The organism is Salmonella sp. 32100201201700099SM (genome assembly GCF_017572645.1).
Taxonomy (GTDB): Bacteria; Pseudomonadota; Gammaproteobacteria; order Enterobacterales; family Enterobacteriaceae; genus Salmonella; species Salmonella enterica.
The window spans coordinates 164785-182853 of the sequence record NZ_JAGERQ010000001.1; the positions used below are offsets into that span (position 1 = coordinate 164785).

Genomic DNA, 18069 nt, shown 5'->3' on the forward strand with positions numbered 1-18069 from the left:
TAAGATAGAATGAGGGGAAGAAATCTATTTCAGCGCTTATAGTGTGATAACCTCCAGCGAAGCGACCACGTTGCGCCACTGGGCAAGCTGTTTTTTCTGCCCGGCAGTGAGCTTTCCGGTGGTCACCAGGAACCATTTTTTCTGGGCGAACAGCTCGGGCGCCAGCATGGCTGGTGGAGAGGGAAGCACATTGAGCCGCAGCTCTTGTCCGGTACGAGTCAACGCTTCCAGCCAGATTTCACAGTGATCCGAGAGATGCCATCCGCTAATAAAGGCATTGTTGCCAGGCGCTTTTCTGTCGCCTTCAAGGCAAAAAGAGGTGTAGGCAATAATGATGCCATCCAGTATTTCGCGCAGCGTCATCACGGCGGGAAGATGCGCGGACACTTTGCTGCGCAACGGACGCAATAAATGGGTCACCAGTTCTGCGCGAGGATATTCCCGGCCACAGTCATAAATCAACTGCCGCAGCGCGTCAATTCGCCCTTCGTGGAGATGTTGGAGCATCGTCTCCTGGATCGTTATCCAGTTATCGCCCAGGCGAATGACCGGACGCGACAGTAAGGGTTTGACCTGGCTTATCGGTACGCCTTTTCTCACCCAGTCGAGGATGCTAAGCGCTTGTCGAATATCGTCATCGCTGTATAAGCGATGCCCGCCATCAGTACGTTGCGGTTTCAATAAACCATAGCGTCGCTGCCATGCCCTTAGCGTGGCGGCATTGATACCGCATAGTCTGGCAAATTCGCCGATAGAATACGACATGGTAAAGCCCGTTAAATAAGGGGATTCTACTATATCATGATTAAATGAAGACTAAGGTAGTGATAAATGGTGCGGCATACCAGGGCATCCGTATGGATTTTGTCGATGATGAGCAATACTGCGTGGCGTAAGGCTCATCAAAATATGACCAATGCTTAATACCATCGGATGCCCCTGGTTAATACTCTATTAACCTCATTCTTCGGGCGCAGTTAAGTAACTCTGTCACTTTATGAACCTGTAGCTTTCTCATCATATTCATCCGATGTGTTTCGACGGTTTTTATACTGATATGTAGCTTTTCGCTGATCCCATGATTGGTATACCCCTCGTCAATAAGTTTAAGAACCTGACGCTCGCGTAAAGTAAGCAGTTGATGATTGGTCGTGTCAGCCTTTAATTCAGCCAGGATAGCTTCCCGATTCAACGTCGGGTCAATGTAACGCTTGTTTACTGCGACTGTTTGCAATGCCGCTAACAGAACTTGCTGACTACTGCTTTTTAAAACATAGCCATTAGCACCTGCGGCTAAAGTTTTAATGGTCATATACTCTTGTTGGTATGCTGTGTAAACCAGAATATTCATTGCTGGCCAACGCTGATGTAATTGAGGAATGATATCCAGGCCATTGATGCCAGGTAAGCTAAGATCAAGGATAAGTATGTCAGGCTCGTATGCGCAACAGGCATTATAAACCTCAAGACCATTTTTAACATGCTCTACAATTTTAAAATGAGGCCAGGGTAATAAGGCATTCATAATGCCGTTAATGATGATTTCATGATCGTCTACTAATAAGATCTTATATTCTTTCATTTTGCTGCCCTCGCGAAAATTAAGATAATATTAAGTAATGGTGTAGTTTTTGAAGATCATACGTATTTTCTGGCGTAAGTCGGTTAGTTCCTCCAGCGCGATGATTTTCCCCATTTTTACGCGATTCTCAATGTCTATGACATAGCATACCAATTCAGTCTGCCCTATTTGACCTAAACAGCCTTTTAATGTGTGAATTAACTGATCGATTTTTTGTCCAGCCGATACGGCATTTTCAATATCAGCCAGCAAGAGGTCCAGTGATTGGAAAATCTTGCTATTAATGACCATATCATCTGTCGCCAGTAGCGCTGAGCAGCGACTTGGATCCTGCTCCTGTAGCTCTATATTTCGTAAAAGCTGGTATTCTGCGGCAATACTGATATAGCGAGCTAAGGTAGCCAACGTCACTGGTTTGGTAATGTAATGATGAATCCCATTTTTTTTACAACGATGAATATCTTCTGTCGCTACGCTAGCGGATAGCGCCACAAACATGCAGTCAGGATCTAAATTATTCGGCTCATCGTGCCATAATTGTACACATTCAATACCATCTATTTCTGGCATTCTAATGTCAATCAGTACTAAATCGAATCGTTGCTGTTGTGATAAAGTCAGAGCCTCGTTACTACTGGCGGCAATAGTGACGTGTTGGCCCTGGCTGACAAGCATTTTGCCGATGATATCCCGATTAATATCGGCATCATCAACCAAAAGAATCTGCAACTGCCAGGGTGGTAACAAATTATTTATTACTGGCATATTTGGTGTACACAATATTAACTGTTGCGCCAGGTCGTAGAGTTTTCCGGGGAAATACAAAAGCTCTGCGTTGAGAAGCGCATTTTGCTGGTGGGGTGGCTCGCCGCGTATTCCCCAGCAAGCCAGTTGCCGATGCAGGCAGAACGGCGCTGACAGCGTCCCTTTAATTGGTTGAGGCGGCTGGTATTCTTGTAAGGGTAATACTAGCGAGACACAGGTTCCAACCCCGGGGACACTTTTTAGTGCCAGATTACCGCCCATCATTTTAGCTAGGCTTGACGCAATAGTCAGTCCAATTCCTGTACCTTGCGAATTTGTGTCTGCTTGATAAAAAGCAGTAAAGATTTGAGACTGCTGCTGTATTTCAATCCCTTTACCGCTATCGCTAACCAGAAATATTAATTGTTCCTCATGACGCTTGACCGTCAGACGTATCCCTCCGGTTTCGGTAAATTTTACCGCGTTCCCGAGTAAATTAACCAAAATTTGCCGTAAACGGATACTGTCGGTATGAAAATAGAGAGGGACATGTTGACCGACAAAAGTACGTAATGACAGTTTTTTGCTTTGCGCCGGCCCCTGGATGGTTTGCATTGCCTGGTCCAGTAACGGCAGTAACGCTGTTTCTTCCATACGTAATGTGAAATGACCAGACTCGATGCGTGAAAAATCCAGCAGATTATTAATAATAGCTAACAAAGACAGTGTACAATTCCTGGCGGTATCAGCTAATCCTTGCTGCTCTATGTTTAAAGGGGTGGTTTGTAATAATTCAATCGCACCGAGTACGCCATTCATCGGAGTACGTAACTCATGACTTATTACCGTAAGATGAATGCTTTTACGTTTGTTAGCTTGCTCAGCGCGTTTTTTTGCTTCATTTAGCGCTTGGGTGCGCTCTGCGACTTTGTTTTCCAGATTGTCGTATTGGACTTGTAGAGTATCAAGCAGTTGGTTAAAAGCACCGGCAATACTATCTAATTCATCCAGTCGTTGTGCTGGTAAACGTGTGCTCAGCGGTGCAGTTGCGGTTTTATTAATGACATCGACAAAACGCCATAACGGTTTGGCCAGTGAGCGATGTAGTAACCAGCAAAAAGCCGACGTCATCAACACCAATGCTGTTAATGTAAAGGGGATTTGTTGAAGGATAATTTTTAAGATGCGATTATGTAGATTACCGTATGGGTACAGCGTAACCAGACTCCATCCGGGGCCATGCAAGGTTGTGCGTAATATCAGAAATCCGGGAATTTGCTGCCATCCATCATGCAGCGTTACATTCTCTAACTGTGTACGTATTTTTTGCGGGATGTATGAAAACGGCAATAAGTGGTTGTTTTGATCCAGCCATACTCGAATACTATCATCTAATGGTAGGTGGCTCTTAGTAATGAGATCGGGAAGTTTAACCGTCACCCCAAAAAATACGCCTTGCTGATCGGCAACCGCAACGGAAGCGTGCCATCCTTTGCCGTTTATGTATTCTGGTTCACTCCAGTAAAACCCGGCATGGGTTGGGTATAAAGGAAAGCTTTTTCGCGTTAAAGGCTGTAGAGTTGAATAATCTGAAGGGTTATCAGTAGATAATAACGAAATCTCATTTTTATGGTTAAGAATAAAACTATCGCGACGAAAGCTTTTTTCATCGATATCAGAGGACTGCAGAAAGAGACGGTGCTTCTCTCCGTTTAGCGTCGGCGTGCAATTTGAAGGACCGACAGAAAGATGCCGGCTCACCTCAGGGAAAATATCGTTATGATGAATCTCAGTCGCTAATGAGCATTGATACATTAAATTTTTAGCGTCACGTTCAGTTTCTTCAAACCGTTGATTGCTTAGTACAATATTCATCTCGGATAGAACGGATAAATCCTCTATTATATGCTGCCGTTTCTGAACCATTGATATATAAGCTGCGGTAAGCACAGATAGCAGCCAAATAATTATTGTTGTTAATAAAAATAAAAAAGTTAGCCTGATTACTAAAGATGTTTGCAGCGTATTCTTGAGATTGAGCAAATTCATAATGCTTTCCTCCAGTTGCCTGTTGCAAAATCTTTGGCACTTGATCACTATCGCAGTACATATAGTTTCATCAGAAGATTAATCGATGGTGTTATCATTAGGAAGATAAATTTCTTCATATATAACCCAGTCGATGACTACAATTACTTTTTAATAAGGTGGCGATGTAAAAACATCGTAACAGTTTATTTAATAAATAATTTTTCAAATTGTAATTTTTTATGTCAATGCTGAAAGTGTAATTGTGAATTTATCGGAAAATCCGAATGATAGAATCGCCTGTGACAAGGTATATGTAGACAGCATCCTGATATTGTACAAGAAGAGTATAGTCGAAATAAATGTGAATCAGGCTTTTTACGGATGTGGTTGTGAGCGAATTTGATAGAAACTCCCATTTATGTCTGAGGAGGGATTCATGCTGGCAGTTTTAAAAGGCATTCCATTAATTCAGGATATCAAGGCCGAAGGTAATAGCCGATCCTGGATAATGACTATTGATGGGCATCCTGCCAGAGGAGAAATTTTCTCAGAAGCATTTTCTATTTCTTTGTTCTTAAATGACCTGGAAAGCTTACCTAAGCCTTGTCTTGCCTATGTGACACTACTGCTTGCAGCACACCCGGACGTCCATGATTATGCTATACAGCTCACAGCGGATGGGGGATGGTTAAACGGTTATTATACCACAAGTAGTAGCTCTGAGCTTATTGCTATTGAGATAGAAAAACACCTGGCTTTAACTTGCATTTTAAAAAATGTAATACGCAATCACCATAAACTTTATTCGGGTGGGGTATAAAATGGTAGTAAATAAACGTTTAATCTTAATTTTACTATTTATACTCAATACGGCAAAGAGTGATGAGTTATCATGGAAAGGTAATGACTTCACCCTTTATGCCAGACAAATGCCATTAGCAGAGGTTTTACATCTGCTCTCAGAGAACTATGATACGGCTATTACTATTAGCCCATTGATAACAGCTACATTTAGTGGGAAAATTCCGCCTGGACCACCGGTCGATATTTTGAATAACCTGGCAGCACAATATGATTTGCTTACCTGGTTTGATGGCAGCATGTTATATGTATATCCTGCATCGTTATTAAAACATCAGGTTATCACTTTTAATATTTTATCTACTGGACGGTTCATTCATTACTTACGCAGCCAGAATATCCTTTCATCACCGGGATGCGAGGTTAAAGAAATTACCGGTACCAAAGCTGTGGAGGTGAGCGGTGTTCCCAGTTGCCTGACTCGTATTAGTCAATTAGCTTCGGTGTTGGATAATGCGTTAATCAAACGAAAAGACAGTGCGGTGAGTGTAAGTATATACACGCTTAAGTATGCCACTGCGATGGATACCCAATACCAATATCGCGATCAGTCCGTCGTGGTTCCAGGGGTCGTGAGTGTATTGCGTGAGATGAGTAAAACCAGCGTACCGGCGTCATCGACGACCAATGGTTCACCCGCTACACAGGCATTGCCCATGTTTGCTGCCGACCCACGCCAGAATGCAGTGATCGTTCGTGATTATGCGGCCAATATGGCCGGGTATCGGAAACTTATCACAGAATTAGATCAACGCCAGCAGATGATAGAGATTTCGGTGAAAATTATCGATGTTAATGCTGGAGATATTAACCAGTTAGGCATCGACTGGGGAACGGCAGTGTCGCTGGGTGGCAAGAAAATTGCGTTCAATACAGGTTTGAATGACGGTGGTGCTAGCGGTTTTTCAACGGTAATCAGCGATACCTCAAACTTTATGGTGCGTTTGAATGCCCTGGAAAAAAGCTCTCAGGCTTATGTACTTTCCCAGCCATCTGTGGTGACTTTAAATAATATCCAGGCTGTGCTGGATAAAAATATTACTTTCTATACCAAACTGCAGGGAGAAAAAGTGGCTAAACTTGAATCCATCACTACGGGTTCTTTGTTGCGCGTTACACCTCGCTTGTTAAATGACAATGGCACGCAAAAAATAATGCTTAATCTTAATATTCAGGATGGACAACAAAGTGATACGCAAAGCGAAACAGATCCGCTACCCGAAGTGCAAAATTCTGAAATTGCTTCGCAAGCCACATTATTAGCCGGACAGAGTCTATTGCTGGGAGGATTTAAACAAGGTAAACAAATCCACTCGCAAAACAAAATCCCTTTATTGGGCGATATTCCTGTCGTAGGCCATTTGTTTCGCAATGATACGACTCAAGTACATAGTGTAATCAGGCTGTTTTTGATTAAAGCCTCAGTAGTAAATAATGGCATATCTCATGGTTAATCCAAAGAGCTCCTGGAAAATACGTTTTTTAGGTCACGTTTTACAAGGCCGGGAAGTATGGCTGAATGAAGGTAACCTGTCACTGGGGGAGAAAGGATGCGATATTTGTATTCCGCTTACTATAAATGAAAAAATTATTCTGAGAGAACAGGCAGATAGTTTATTTGTTGATGCCGGGAAAGCCAGAGTTAGAGTTAATGGCCGCAGATTTAATCCAAATAAGCCGCTACCATCCAGTGGGGTTTTGCAGGTTGCGGGAGTGGCTATCGCGTTTGGTAAACAGGATTGTGAACTTGCTGATTATCAAATACCCGTTTCCAGATCAGGGTACTGGTGGTTGGCTGGCGTATTCTTGATTTTCATCGGTGGAATGGGTGTCCTGTTAAGTATTGGCGGTCAGCCTGAAACGGTAAATGATTTACCTTTGCGGGTTAAGTTTTTATTAGACAAAAGCAATATTCATTATGTGCGGGCACAATGGAAAGAAGATGGCAGCCTGCAGTTGTCCGGTTATTGCGCGTCAAGCGAACAGATGCAAAAGGTGAGAGCGACTCTCGAATCATGGGGGGTCATGTATAGGGATGGTGTAATCTGTGATGACTTATTGATACGAGAAGTGCAGGATGTTTTGATAAAAATGGGTTACCCGCATGCTGAAGTATCCAGCGAAGGGCCGGGAAGCGTGTTAATTCATGATGATATACAAATGGATCAGCAATGGCGTAAGGTTCAACTATTACTTGCAGATATTCCCGGGTTATTGCACTGGCAGATTAGTCATTCTCATCAGTCTCAGGGGGATGATATTATTTCTGCGATAATAGAGAACGGTTTAGTGGGCCTTGTCAATGTTACGCCAATGCGGCGCTCTTTTGTTATCAGTGGTGTACTGGATGAATCTCATCAACGCATTTTGCAAGAAACGTTAGCAGCATTAAAGAAAAAGGACCCCGCTCTTTCTTTAATTTATCAGGATATTGCGCCTTCTCATGATGAAAGCAAGTATCTGCCTGCGCCAGTGGCTGGCTTTGTACAGAGTCGCCATGGTAATTACTTATTACTGACGAATAAAGAGCGTTTACGTGTAGGGGCATTGTTACCCAATGGGGGAGAAATTGTCCATCTGAGTGCCGATGTGGTAACGATTAAACATTATGATACTTTGATTAACTATCCATTAGATTTTAAGTGAGTGGAAAATGACAACTCTGACCCGGTTAGAAGATTTGCTGCTTCATTCGCGTGAAGAGGCCAAAGGCATAATTTTACAATTAAGGGCTGCCCGGAAACAGTTAGAAGAGAACAACGATAGGTTACAGGATCCGCAGCAATATCAGCAAAACACCTTATTGCTTGAAGCGATCGAGCAGGCCGAAAATATCATCAACATTATTTATTATCGTTACCATAACAGCGCACTTGTAGTGAGTGAGCAAGAGTAAAGTAAAAATATCTTAGAGCCTATCCCACCAAGCGTTAATTGGCGCAGCCAGCCTGGACACGGACAGCGCGCAAAAACCGGAGCGTACATGTATACGTGAGGTTTGACTCGCTACGCTCGCCCTTCGGGCCGCCGCTAGCGGCGTTCAAAACGCTAACGCGTTTTGGCGAGCACTGCCCAGGTCCAAAACGGCAAGTAAAATAGCCCTAATGGGATAGGCTCTTAGTTAGCACGTTAATTATCTATCGTGTATATGGAGGGGAATGATGATAAAGAAAAAGGCTGCGTTTAGTGAATATCGTGATTTAGAGCAAAGTTACATGCAGCTAAATCACTGTCTTAAAAAATTTCACCAAATCCGGGCTAAGGTGAGTCAACAGCTTGCTGAAAGGGCAGAGAGCCCCAAAAAGAGCAGAGAGACAGAGAGTATTCTTCATAACCTATTTCCACAAGGCGTTGCCGGGGTTAACCAGGAGGCCGAGAAGGATTTAAAGAAAATAGTAAGTTTGTTTAAACAACTTGAAGTACGACTGAAACAACTTAATGCTCAAGCCCCGGTGGAGATACCGTCAGGAAAAACAAAAAGGTAAAGCATAATGTCTTCAGGAAACATCTTATGGGGAAGTCAAAACCCTATTGTGTTTAAAAATAGCTTCGGCGTCAGCAACACTGATACCGGGGGGCAGGATGACTTATCCCAGCAAAATCCGTTTGCCGAAGGGTATGGTGTTTTGCTTATTCTCCTTATGGTTATTCAGGCTATCGCAAATAATAAATTTATTGAAGTCCAGAAGAACGCTGAACGTGCCAGAAATACCCAGGAAAAGTCAAATGAGATGGATGAGGTGATTGCTAAAGCAGCCAAAGGGGATGCTAAAACCAAAGAGGAGGTGCCTGAGGATGTAATTAAATACATGCGTGATAATGGTATTCTCATCGATGGTATGACCATTGATGATTATATGGCTAAATATGGCGATCATGGGAAGCTGGATAAAGGTGGCCTACAGGCGATCAAAGCGGCTTTGGATAATGACGCCAACCGGAATACCGATCTTATGAGTCAAGGGCAGATAACAATTCAAAAAATGTCTCAGGAGCTTAACGCTGTCCTTACCCAACTGACGGGGCTTATCAGTAAGTGGGGGGAAATTTCCAGTATGATAGCGCAGAAAACGTATTCATGAAAAAAGACCCGACCCTACAACAGGCACATGACACGATGCGATTTTTCCGGCGTGGCGGCTCGCTGCGTATGTTGTTGGATGACGATGTTACACAGCCGCTTAATACTGTGTATCGCTATGCCATGCAGCTTATGGAGGTAAAAGAATTCGCCGGCGCAGCGCGACTTTTTCAATTGCTGACGATATATGATGCCTGGTCATTTGACTACTGGTTTCGGTTAGGGGAATGCTGCCAGGCTCAAAAACATTGGGGGGAAGCGATATACGCTTATGGACGCGCGGCACAAATTAAGATTGATGCGCCGCAGGCGCCATGGGCCGCAGCGGAATGCTATCTCGCGTGTGATAACGTCTGTTATGCAATAAAAGCGTTAAAAGCCGTGGTGCGTATTTGCGGCGAGGTCAGTGAACATCAAATCCTCCGACTACGTGCAGAAAAGATGTTACAGCAGCTTTCTGACAGGAGCTAAAAATGAATCGAATTCACAGTAATAGCGATAGCGCCGCAGGAGTAACCGCCTTAACACATCATCACTTAAGCAATGTCAGTTGCGTTTCCTCGGGTTCGCTGGGAAAGCGCCAGCATCGTGTGAATTCTACTTTTGGCGATGGCAACGCCGCGTGTCTGCTATCCGGGAAAATTAGTCTTCAGGAGGCAAGCAATGCGTTGAAGCAACTGCTTGATGCCGTACCCGGAAATCATAAGCGTCCATCATTGCCTGACTTTTTGCAGACCAATCCCGCGGTTTTATCAATGATGATGACGTCATTAATACTCAACGTCTTTGGTAATAACGCTCAATCGTTATGCCAACAGCTTGAGCGGGCAACTGAGGTGCAAAATGCATTACGTAATAAGCAGGTAAAGGAGTATCAGGAGCAGATCCAGAAAGCGATAGAGCAGGAGGATAAAGCGCGTAAAGCGGGTATTTTTGGCGCTATTTTTGACTGGATTACCGGCATATTTGAAACCGTGATTGGCGCCTTAAAAGTTGTGGAAGGTTTTCTGTCCGGTAATCCCGCAGAAATGGCTAGCGGCGTAGCTTATATGGCCGCAGGTTGTGCAGGAATGGTTAAAGCCGGAGCCGAAACGGCAATGATGTGCGGTGCTGACCACGATACCTGTCAGGCGATTATTGACGTGACAAGTAAGATTCAATTTGGTTGTGAAGCCGTCGCGCTGGCACTGGATGTTTTCCAGATTGGCCGTGCTTTTATGGCGACGAGAGGTTTATCTGGCGCAGCTGCAAAAGTGCTTGACTCCGGTTTTGGCGAGGAAATGGTTGAGCGTATGGTTGGTGCAGGGGAAGCAGAAATAGAGGCGTTGGCTGAAAAGTTTGGCGAAGAAGTGAGCGAAAGTTTTTCCAAACAATTTGAGCCGCTTGAACGTGAAATGGTTTCGCCGGGCGAGATGGAAGAGGAGTCTGCCGAATTTTCTCGTAACGTAGAAAAAAATATGACAAAAAATGCGGGAAAAAGTTTTACGAAAGAGGGGGTGAAAGCCATGGCAAAAGAAGCGGTAAAAGAAGCCCTGGAAAAATATGCGCAAGAAGGGGAAAAGTTTCTGTTAAAAAATTTTCGTAATAAAGTTCTCTTCAATATGTTCAAAAAAATCCTGTATGCCTTACTGAGGGATTGTTCATTTAAAGGCTTACAGGCTATCAGATGTGCAACCGAGGGTGCCAATCAGATGAATACTGGCATGGTTAACACAGAAAAAGCGAAGCTTGAAAAGAAAATAGAGCAATTAATAACTCAGCAACGGTTTCTGGATTTCATAATGCAACAAACGGATGACCAAAAAAAGATAGAACAAAAACGCTTAGAGGAGCTTTATAAGGGTAGCGGTGCCGCGCTTAGAGATGTATTAGATACCATTGATCACTATAGTAGCGTTCAGGCGAGAATAGCTGGCTGGCGCGCTTAATCTGAGGATAAAAATATGGAAGCGAGTAACGTAGCACTGGTATTACCAGCGCCTTCCTTGTTAACGCCTTCTTCCACTCCATCTCCCTCCGGGGAGGGAATGGGTACTGAATCAATGCTTCTGTTATTTGATGATATCTGGATGAAGCTAATGGAGCTTGCCAAAAAGCTGCGCGATATCATGCGCAGCTATAACGTAGAAAAACAACGACTGTCCTGGGAACTGCAAGTCAATGTTTTGCAGACGCAAATGAAAACAATTGATGAAGCGTTTAGAGCATCAATGATTACTGCGGGTGGCGCCATGTTGTCGGGAGTGCTGACGATAGGATTAGGGGCTGTAGGCGGGGAAACCGGTCTTATAGCGGGTCAAGCCGTAGGACACACCGCTGGGGGAGTCATGGGCCTGGGGTCCGGTGTAGCGCAACGTCAAAGTGATCAAGATAAAGCGATTGCCGACCTGCAACAAAATGGGGCCCAATCTTATAATAAATCCCTGACGGACATTATGGAGAAAGCAACTGAAATTATGCAGCAAATCATCGGCGTGGGGTCGTCACTGGTCACGGTTCTTGCTGAAATACTCCGGGCATTAACGAGGTAAATATGGTGCAAGAAATAGAGCAATGGTTGCGTCGACATCAGGTGTTTACTGAGCCTGCATATTTAGGGGAGACCGCCATATTACTTGGGCAGCAGTTTATATTATCGCCTTACCTGGTGATCTATCGTATTGAGGCAAAAGAAATGATTATTTGTGAGTTTAGACGCCTGACGCCCGGGCAACCTCGACCACAGCAATTGTTTCACTTACTGGGACTTTTACGCGGGATATTTGTGCATCATCCGCAGTTAACATGTTTAAAGATGTTGATAATCACCGACGTTCTGGATGAAAAAAAAGCTATGCTACGCAGGAAATTATTGCGCATCCTGACAGTAATGGGAGCGACCTTTACACAGCTTGATGGCGATAACTGGACAATTTTATCCGCCGAGCATCTTATCCAGCGACGTTTTTAAATGACCTTCCTGGCGTAAATCATTATCACGTGAAAATAACAATCAATAGGTATGATGATGAAAGAAGATCAGAAAAATAAAATACCCGAAGACATTCTGAAACAGCTATTATCCGTTGATCCGGAAACCGTTTATGCCAGTGGTTACGCCTCATGGCAGGAGGGGGATTATTCGCGCGCCGTAATCGATTTTAGCTGGCTGGTGATGGCCCAGCCATGGAGTTGGCGTGCCCATATTGCATTGGCTGGCACCTGGATGATGCTTAAAGAATACACGACGGCCATTAATTTCTATGGACATGCCTTGATGCTGGATGCCAGCCATCCAGAACCGGTTTACCAAACGGGCGTCTGTCTCAAAATGATGGGGGAACCCGGGTTGGCGAGAGAGGCTTTTCAAACCGCAATCAAGATGAGCTATGCGGATGCCTCATGGAGTGAGATTCGCCAGAATGCGCAAAAAATGGTTGATACTCTTATTGCTTAAATAACAGAACGAAATATGAAAATTCATATTCCGTCAGCGGCAAGCAATATAGTCGATGGTAATAGTCCTCCTTCCGGTATACAAGCGAAGGAGGCATCGTTTCCTCCCCCTGAAATTCCAGCCCCTGGCACCCCTACAGTTCCTGTGGTGCTTACGCCTGAACAAATAAGGCAGCAGAGGGATTATGCTATACATTTTATGCAATACACGATTCGTGCGCTGGGGGCGACAGTCGTGTTTGGATTATCGGTTGCTGCAGCGGTAATTTCTGGCGGGGCAGGATTACCCATTGCTATTCTTGCGGGGGCGGCGCTCGTGATTGCTATTGGGGATGCTTGCTGTGCGTATCATAATTATCAATTGATATGTCAGCAAAAGGAGCCGTTACAAACCGCCAGTGATAGCGTTGCTCTTGTGGTCAGTGCGCTGGCCTTAAAATGTGGGGCAAGTCTTAACTGCGCTAACACCCTTGCTAATTGTCTTTCTTTATTAATACGTTCAGGAATCGCTATTTCTATGTTGGTTTTACCCCTACAGTTTCCACTGCCCGCCGCTGAAAATATAGCGGCCTCTTTGGACATGGGGAGTGTAATTACCTCCGTTAGCCTGACGGCGATAGGTGCGGTACTGGATTATTGCCTTGCCCGCCCCTCTGGCGACGATCAGGAAAATTCTGTTGATGAACTTCATGCCGATCCCAGTGTGTTATTGGCAGAACAAATGGCAGCGCTCTGTCAATCTGCTACTACACCTGCATTAATGGACAGTTCTGGTCATACATCTCGGGGAGAACCATGAAACCTGTTAGCCCAAATGCTCAGGTAGGAGGGCAACGTCCTGTTAACGCGCCTGAGGAATCACCTCCATGTCCCTCATTGCCACATCCGGAAACCAATATGGAGAGTGGTAGAATTGGACCTCAACAAGGAAAAGAGCGGTTATTGGCCGGACTTGCGAAACGAGTGATAGAGTGTTTTCCAAAAGAAATTTTTAGTTGGCAAACGGTCATTTTGGGCGGACAGATTTTATGCTGTTCCGCTGGAATAGCATTAACAGTGCTAAGTGGTGGAGGCGCACCGCTCGTAGCCCTGGCAGGAATTGGCCTTGCTATTGCCATCGCGGATGTCGCCTGTCTTATCTACCACCATAAACATCATTTGCCTATGGCTCACGACAGTATAGGCAATGCCGTTTTTTATATTGCTAATTGTTTCGCCAATCAACGCAAAAGTATGGCGATTGCTAAAGCCGTCTCCCTGGGCGGTAGATTAGCCTTAACCGCGACGGTAATGACGCATTCATACTGGAGTGGGAGTTTGGGACTACAGCCTCACTTATTAGAGCATCTTAATGATATTACCTACGGACTAATGAGTTTTACTCGCTTCGGTATGGATGGGATGGCAATGACCGGTATGCAGGTCAGCAGCCCATTATATCGTTTGCTGGCTCAGGTGACGCCAGAACAACGTGCGCCGGAGTAATCGTTTTCAGGTATATACCGGATGTTCATTGCTTTCTAAATTTTGCTATGTTGCCAGTATCCTTACGATGTATTTATTTTAAGGAAAAGCATTATGGATATTGCACAATTAGTGGATATGCTCTCCCACATGGCGCACCAGGCAGGCCAGGCCATTAATGACAAAATGAATGGTAATGATTTGCTCAACCCAGAATCGATGATTAAAGCGCAATTTGCCTTACAGCAGTATTCTACATTTATTAATTACGAAAGTTCACTGATCAAAATGATCAAGGATATGCTTAGTGGAATCATTGCTAAAATCTGAAGTTATTAGCGACGATGTTCGACGGTTGCTGCTGGAAATCATGTTTGCGGGCGTTAACCATAGCCTGATTTCCCAGGTACATGCGATGTTACCAGCGCTAACGGTTATTGTTCCGGATAAAAAATTACAGTTGGTATGTCTGGCATTATTGTTGGCGGGTTTAAATGAGCCGCTAAAAGCCGCGAAAATTTTATCGGATATTGATTTGCCAGAGGCTATGGCGCTGCGTCTGTTATTTCCTGCACCAAATGAGGGGTTTGAAAATTGAATATTTCTGATATGAGCGTAGTGCCTGTAAGCACTCAATCTTATGTAAAGTCCTCTGCAGAACCGAGCCAGGAGCAAATTAATTTTTTTGAACAATTGCTGAAAGATGAAGCATCCACCAGTAACGCCAGTGCTTTATTACCGCAGGTTATGTTGACCAGACAAATGGATTATATGCAGTTAACGGTAGGCGTCGATTATCTTGCCAGAATATCAGGCGCAGCATCGCAAGCGCTTAATAAGCTGGATAACATGGCATGAAGGTTCATCGTATAGTATTTCTTACTGTCCTTACGTTCTTTCTTACGGCATGTGATGTGGATCTTTATCGCTCATTGCCAGAGGATGAGGCGAATCAAATGCTGGCATTACTTATGCAGCATCATATTGATGCGGAAAAAAAACAGGAAGAGGATGGTGTAACCTTACGTGTCGAGCAGTCGCAGTTTATTAATGCGGTTGAGCTACTTAGACTTAACGGTTATCCGCATCGTCAGTTTACAACGGCGGATAAGATGTTTCCGGCTAATCAGTTAGTGGTATCACCCCAGGAAGAACAGCAGAAGATTAATTTTTTAAAAGAACAAAGAATTGAAGGAATGCTGAGTCAGATGGAGGGCGTGATTAATGCAAAAGTGACCATTGCGCTACCGACTTATGATGAGGGAAGTAACGCTTCTCCGAGCTCAGTTGCCGTATTTATAAAATATTCACCACAGGTCAATATGGAGGCCTTTCGGGTAAAAATTAAGGATTTAATAGAGATGTCAATCCCTGGGTTGCAATACAGTAAGATTAGTATCTTGATGCAGCCTGCTGAATTCAGAATGGTAGCTGACGTACCCGCGAGACAAACATTCTGGATTATGGACGTTATCAACGCCAATAAAGGGAAGGTGGTGAAGTGGTTGATGAAATACCCTTATCAGTTGATGTTATCGTTGACAGGACTGTTATTAGGAGTGGGCATCCTGATCGGCTATTTTTGCCTGAGACGCCGTTTTTGAGCCGACCTGATCCCGAGGTGTTGCAACTTTATCGTTATTTTTGGCAACCTGCTCGTTACGCTGTACCGGAATGGCTGGATAAGCTGGGCTTTCATCTTTCAAACTGCTGGCGTTATGGCGATCGGCCCGAATTGGATCGTCTTCTTGACAGAGCGTTAAATAGACTAAGAGGAAGCTCTGTTATTCCAGCCTGTTTAAATGACAGGCAAAAACGGCAGGTTCGTCTTGCCCCGCGTATATCGGCATTTGCCTTTGGGCTGGGATTATTCAAACTCAGGTGTAGTGACTATTTTATGCTACCAGAGTATCGGCAATTGCTTCTACAGTGGTTTAGCGAGGATGAGATCTGGCAGCTATATGGTTGGTTGGGGCAAAGAGATGGCAAATTACTTCCTCCGCAAGTGATGCAACAAACTGCATTGCAGATCGGTACCGCTATTCTTAATCGGGAAGCGCATGACGATGCGGTTTTACATGCGCTATTAGTATTATTACCCCCTCCGCAGCGTATACTTTGGCCGAAGACTTCTCTTACCGAGATTATCTTCATGGAGCATTTGCTATGAGTTTTACTTCACTTCCTCTGACGGAAATTAACCATAAGCTACCCGCTCGAAATATTATTGAGTCACAGTGGATAACATTACAATTAACTTTATTTGCGCAAGAGCAACAAGCTAAGAGAGTTTCACATGCTATTGTGAGCTCCGCTTACCGTAAGGCTGAAAAAATCATCCGAGACGCCTATCGTTATCAGCGTGAACAGAAAGTTGAGCAGCAACAAGAACTAGCGTGCTTGCGTAAAAATACGCTGGAAAAAATGGAAGTGGAATGGCTGGAACAGCATGTAAAACATTTACAAGAAGATGAAAATCAATTTCGTTCATTGGTCGATCACGCAGCGCATCATATTAAAAATAGTATAGAACAGGTTCTGTTGGCCTGGTTCGACCAACAGTCGGTAGACAGTGTTATGTGCCATCGTCTGGCACGCCAGGCCACGGCTATGGCGGAAGAGGGAGCGCTTTATTTGCGTATTCATCCTGAAAAAGAGGCATTGATGCGTGAAACTTTTGGCAAGCGGTTTACGTTGATTATCGAGCCTGGTTTCTCTCCCGATCAGGCTGAACTTTCCTCAATACGATATGCCGTTGAGTTTTCACTTTCTCGTCATTTCAACGCGTTACTGAAATGGTTACGTAATGGTGAAGATAAAAGAGGTCGCGATGAATATTAAAATTAATGAGATAAAAATGACGCCCCCTACAGCATTTACCCCTGGCCAGGTTATAGAGGAACAAGAGGTTATTTCGCCTTCAATGTTAGCTCTCCAGGAGTTACAGGAAACGACGGGGGCAGCGCTCTATGAGACGATGGAAGAAATAGGAATGGCGCTGAGTGGTAAACTGCGCGAAAGTAATAAATTCATTGATGCTGAGAAACTGGAGCGCAGACAGCAGGCTTTGCTGCGTTTGATAAAACAAATACAGGAGGATAATGGGGCAACGTTGCGTCCGCTTACCGAAGAGAATAGTGATCCTGATTTACAGAATGCGTATCAAATTATCGCTCTTGCAATGGCGCTTACTGCCGGCGGGTTGTCAAAAAAGAAAAAACGCGATTTGCAATCGCAACTGGATACGCTTACAGCGGAGGAGGGATGGGAACTTGCCGTTTTTAGTTTACTGGAACTTGGCGAAGTGGATACCGCTACGCTGTCCTCGCTGAAGCGTTTTATGCAACAGGCGATAGACAACGATGAAATGCCCTTATCGCAGTGGTTCAGACGCGTGGCAGACTGGCCGGATCGCTGTGAACGGGTCCGTATTTTGCTAAGAGCAATAGCCTTTGAACTTAGCATATGCATCGAACCCTCGGAGCAAAGTCGTTTGGCCGCAGCATTAGTACGTTTGCGTCGTTTGTTGTTATTCCTTGGCCTTGAAAAAGAGTGCCAGCGTGAGGAGTGGATTTGCCAGTTGCCGCCTAATACATTACTGCCGCTACTACTCGATATCATTTGTGAGCGTTGGCTTTTCAGTGATTGGTTGCTTGATAGACTTACCGCTATAATTTCTTCATCGAAGATGTTCAATCGGTTACTCCAACAACTTGATGCGCAGTTTATGCTGATACCCGATAACTGTTTTAACGACGAAGATCAACGTGAACAAATTCTCGAAACGCTTCGTGAAGTAAAGGTAAATCAGGTTTTATTCTGATACCTGGCTTTCAATATTTAGGTAAATTGGCGTTCTGGCTCATCATGA

The 18069-nt window shown here is 44.3% G+C and carries 23 protein-coding genes; 20 read left to right on the forward strand and 3 right to left on the reverse strand.

All coding sequences use genetic code 11. The annotated features are described in order from the left end of the window. Positions 1 to 36: 36 nt before the first annotated feature. The 3 genes from J4685_RS00840 to J4685_RS00850 form a co-directional block, all read right to left on the reverse strand. Positions 37 to 765: a MerR family transcriptional regulator gene (locus tag J4685_RS00840; protein WP_000122317.1), complete on the reverse strand. Its 729-nt coding sequence runs from the start codon at positions 763 to 765 to the stop codon at positions 37 to 39. Positions 766 to 943: 178 nt separating this feature from the next. Beyond that, positions 944 to 1582, reverse strand: coding sequence for a two component system response regulator (locus tag J4685_RS00845; RefSeq protein ID WP_000666334.1), 639 nt, complete (start codon positions 1580 to 1582; stop codon positions 944 to 946). Between the two features lie 30 nt (positions 1583 to 1612). Beyond that, complete coding sequence (locus J4685_RS00850) at positions 1613 to 4375, reverse strand: two component system sensor kinase (protein ID WP_001050780.1); 2763 nt, start codon at positions 4373 to 4375, stop codon at positions 1613 to 1615. Positions 4376 to 4775: 400 nt separating this feature from the next. Between J4685_RS00850 and spiC the strand changes: the two genes are divergently transcribed. The 20 genes from spiC to ssaL all read left to right on the forward strand — a co-directional run bounded on the left by spiC (position 4776) and on the right by ssaL (position 18021). Next, on the forward strand, positions 4776 to 5177 hold the full coding sequence (gene spiC, locus J4685_RS00855) for an SPI-2 type III secretion system protein SpiC (RefSeq protein ID WP_001562740.1): 402 nt from the start codon (positions 4776 to 4778) through the stop codon (positions 5175 to 5177). Position 5178: 1 nt separating this feature from the next. After that, positions 5179 to 6672, forward strand: a complete 1494-nt coding sequence (gene spiA / locus J4685_RS00860) for an SPI-2 type III secretion system protein SpiA (protein ID WP_000261283.1) — start codon at positions 5179 to 5181, stop codon at positions 6670 to 6672. After that, the gene (gene ssaD, locus J4685_RS00865; RefSeq protein ID WP_000323798.1) at positions 6653 to 7864 is read left to right on the forward strand and encodes a SctD family type III secretion system inner membrane ring subunit SsaD; all 1212 of its coding nucleotides are present in this window, start codon (positions 6653 to 6655) and stop codon (positions 7862 to 7864) included. The genes spiA and ssaD overlap by 20 nt, the downstream gene beginning before the upstream one ends. A 7-nt stretch (positions 7865 to 7871) precedes the next feature. Next, on the forward strand, positions 7872 to 8114 hold the full coding sequence (gene ssaE / locus J4685_RS00870) for a YscE family type III secretion system co-chaperone SsaE (protein ID WP_000210200.1): 243 nt from the start codon (positions 7872 to 7874) through the stop codon (positions 8112 to 8114). 262 nt (positions 8115 to 8376) lie between these two features. After that, the gene (gene sseA, locus J4685_RS00875; protein ID WP_000972855.1) at positions 8377 to 8703 is read left to right on the forward strand and encodes an SPI-2 type III secretion system chaperone SseA; all 327 of its coding nucleotides are present in this window, start codon (positions 8377 to 8379) and stop codon (positions 8701 to 8703) included. Positions 8704 to 8709: 6 nt separating this feature from the next. Further along, complete coding sequence (gene sseB / locus J4685_RS00880) at positions 8710 to 9300, forward strand: SPI-2 type III secretion system translocon protein SseB (protein WP_000094432.1); 591 nt, start codon at positions 8710 to 8712, stop codon at positions 9298 to 9300. Next, the gene (gene sscA, locus J4685_RS00885; protein WP_000711030.1) at positions 9297 to 9770 is read left to right on the forward strand and encodes a SycD/LcrH family type III secretion system chaperone SscA; all 474 of its coding nucleotides are present in this window, start codon (positions 9297 to 9299) and stop codon (positions 9768 to 9770) included. The genes sseB and sscA overlap by 4 nt, the downstream gene beginning before the upstream one ends. A 2-nt stretch (positions 9771 to 9772) precedes the next feature. Next, positions 9773 to 11227, forward strand: a complete 1455-nt coding sequence (sseC, locus tag J4685_RS00890) for an SPI-2 type III secretion system translocon protein SseC (protein ID WP_001079757.1) — start codon at positions 9773 to 9775, stop codon at positions 11225 to 11227. A gap of 15 nt (positions 11228 to 11242) precedes the next feature. Beyond that, positions 11243 to 11830, forward strand: coding sequence for an SPI-2 type III secretion system translocon protein SseD (gene sseD / locus J4685_RS00895; RefSeq protein ID WP_000388328.1), 588 nt, complete (start codon positions 11243 to 11245; stop codon positions 11828 to 11830). Positions 11831 to 11832: 2 nt separating this feature from the next. Further along, positions 11833 to 12249, forward strand: coding sequence for an LcrR family type III secretion system chaperone SseE (gene sseE, locus J4685_RS00900; RefSeq protein WP_000249605.1), 417 nt, complete (start codon positions 11833 to 11835; stop codon positions 12247 to 12249). 51 nt (positions 12250 to 12300) lie between these two features. Beyond that, a complete protein-coding gene (gene sscB, locus J4685_RS00905) occupies positions 12301 to 12735 on the forward strand; it encodes a SycD/LcrH family type III secretion system chaperone SscB (RefSeq protein WP_000979964.1) in 435 nt (144 codons plus the stop codon). 15 nt (positions 12736 to 12750) lie between these two features. Next, positions 12751 to 13533 (forward strand): type III secretion systems effector SseF, encoded by a 783-nt coding sequence (gene sseF / locus J4685_RS00910; RefSeq protein WP_000690725.1) that lies wholly within the window; start codon positions 12751 to 12753, stop codon positions 13531 to 13533. Further along, a complete protein-coding gene (gene sseG, locus J4685_RS00915) occupies positions 13530 to 14219 on the forward strand; it encodes a pathogenicity island 2 effector protein SseG (RefSeq protein WP_000805845.1) in 690 nt (229 codons plus the stop codon). Before sseF ends, sseG begins: the two co-directional genes overlap by 4 nt. A 93-nt stretch (positions 14220 to 14312) precedes the next feature. Then, entirely contained in the window at positions 14313 to 14528 is a 216-nt protein-coding gene (ssaG, locus tag J4685_RS00920; protein WP_000350226.1) for a type III secretion system needle filament protein SsaG, read from the forward strand. Beyond that, positions 14506 to 14796 carry an EscG/YscG/SsaH family type III secretion system needle protein co-chaperone gene (locus J4685_RS00925; protein WP_000444713.1) on the forward strand — a complete coding sequence of 97 codons (291 nt, stop codon included), beginning with the start codon at positions 14506 to 14508 and terminating at the stop codon, positions 14794 to 14796. The genes ssaG and J4685_RS00925 overlap by 23 nt, the downstream gene beginning before the upstream one ends. Before the next feature lie 11 nt (positions 14797 to 14807). Beyond that, the gene (ssaI, locus tag J4685_RS00930; protein WP_001574409.1) at positions 14808 to 15056 is read left to right on the forward strand and encodes a SctI family type III secretion system inner rod subunit SsaI; all 249 of its coding nucleotides are present in this window, start codon (positions 14808 to 14810) and stop codon (positions 15054 to 15056) included. Next, a complete protein-coding gene (gene ssaJ, locus J4685_RS00935; protein ID WP_000862876.1) occupies positions 15053 to 15802 on the forward strand; it encodes an SPI-2 type III secretion system apparatus lipoprotein SsaJ in 750 nt (249 codons plus the stop codon). Before ssaI ends, ssaJ begins: the two co-directional genes overlap by 4 nt. Positions 15803 to 15819: 17 nt before the next feature. Beyond that, positions 15820 to 16368, forward strand: a complete 549-nt coding sequence (locus J4685_RS00940; RefSeq protein WP_001526945.1) for a type III secretion system domain-containing protein — start codon at positions 15820 to 15822, stop codon at positions 16366 to 16368. Beyond that, positions 16365 to 17039 (forward strand): SPI-2 type III secretion system apparatus protein SsaK, encoded by a 675-nt coding sequence (gene ssaK / locus J4685_RS00945; RefSeq protein ID WP_000011202.1) that lies wholly within the window; start codon positions 16365 to 16367, stop codon positions 17037 to 17039. The genes J4685_RS00940 and ssaK overlap by 4 nt, the downstream gene beginning before the upstream one ends. Next, positions 17005 to 18021 (forward strand): SPI-2 type III secretion system apparatus protein SsaL, encoded by a 1017-nt coding sequence (gene ssaL / locus J4685_RS00950; RefSeq protein ID WP_000238878.1) that lies wholly within the window; start codon positions 17005 to 17007, stop codon positions 18019 to 18021. The genes ssaK and ssaL overlap by 35 nt, the downstream gene beginning before the upstream one ends. Positions 18022 to 18069: the final 48 nt, after the last annotated feature.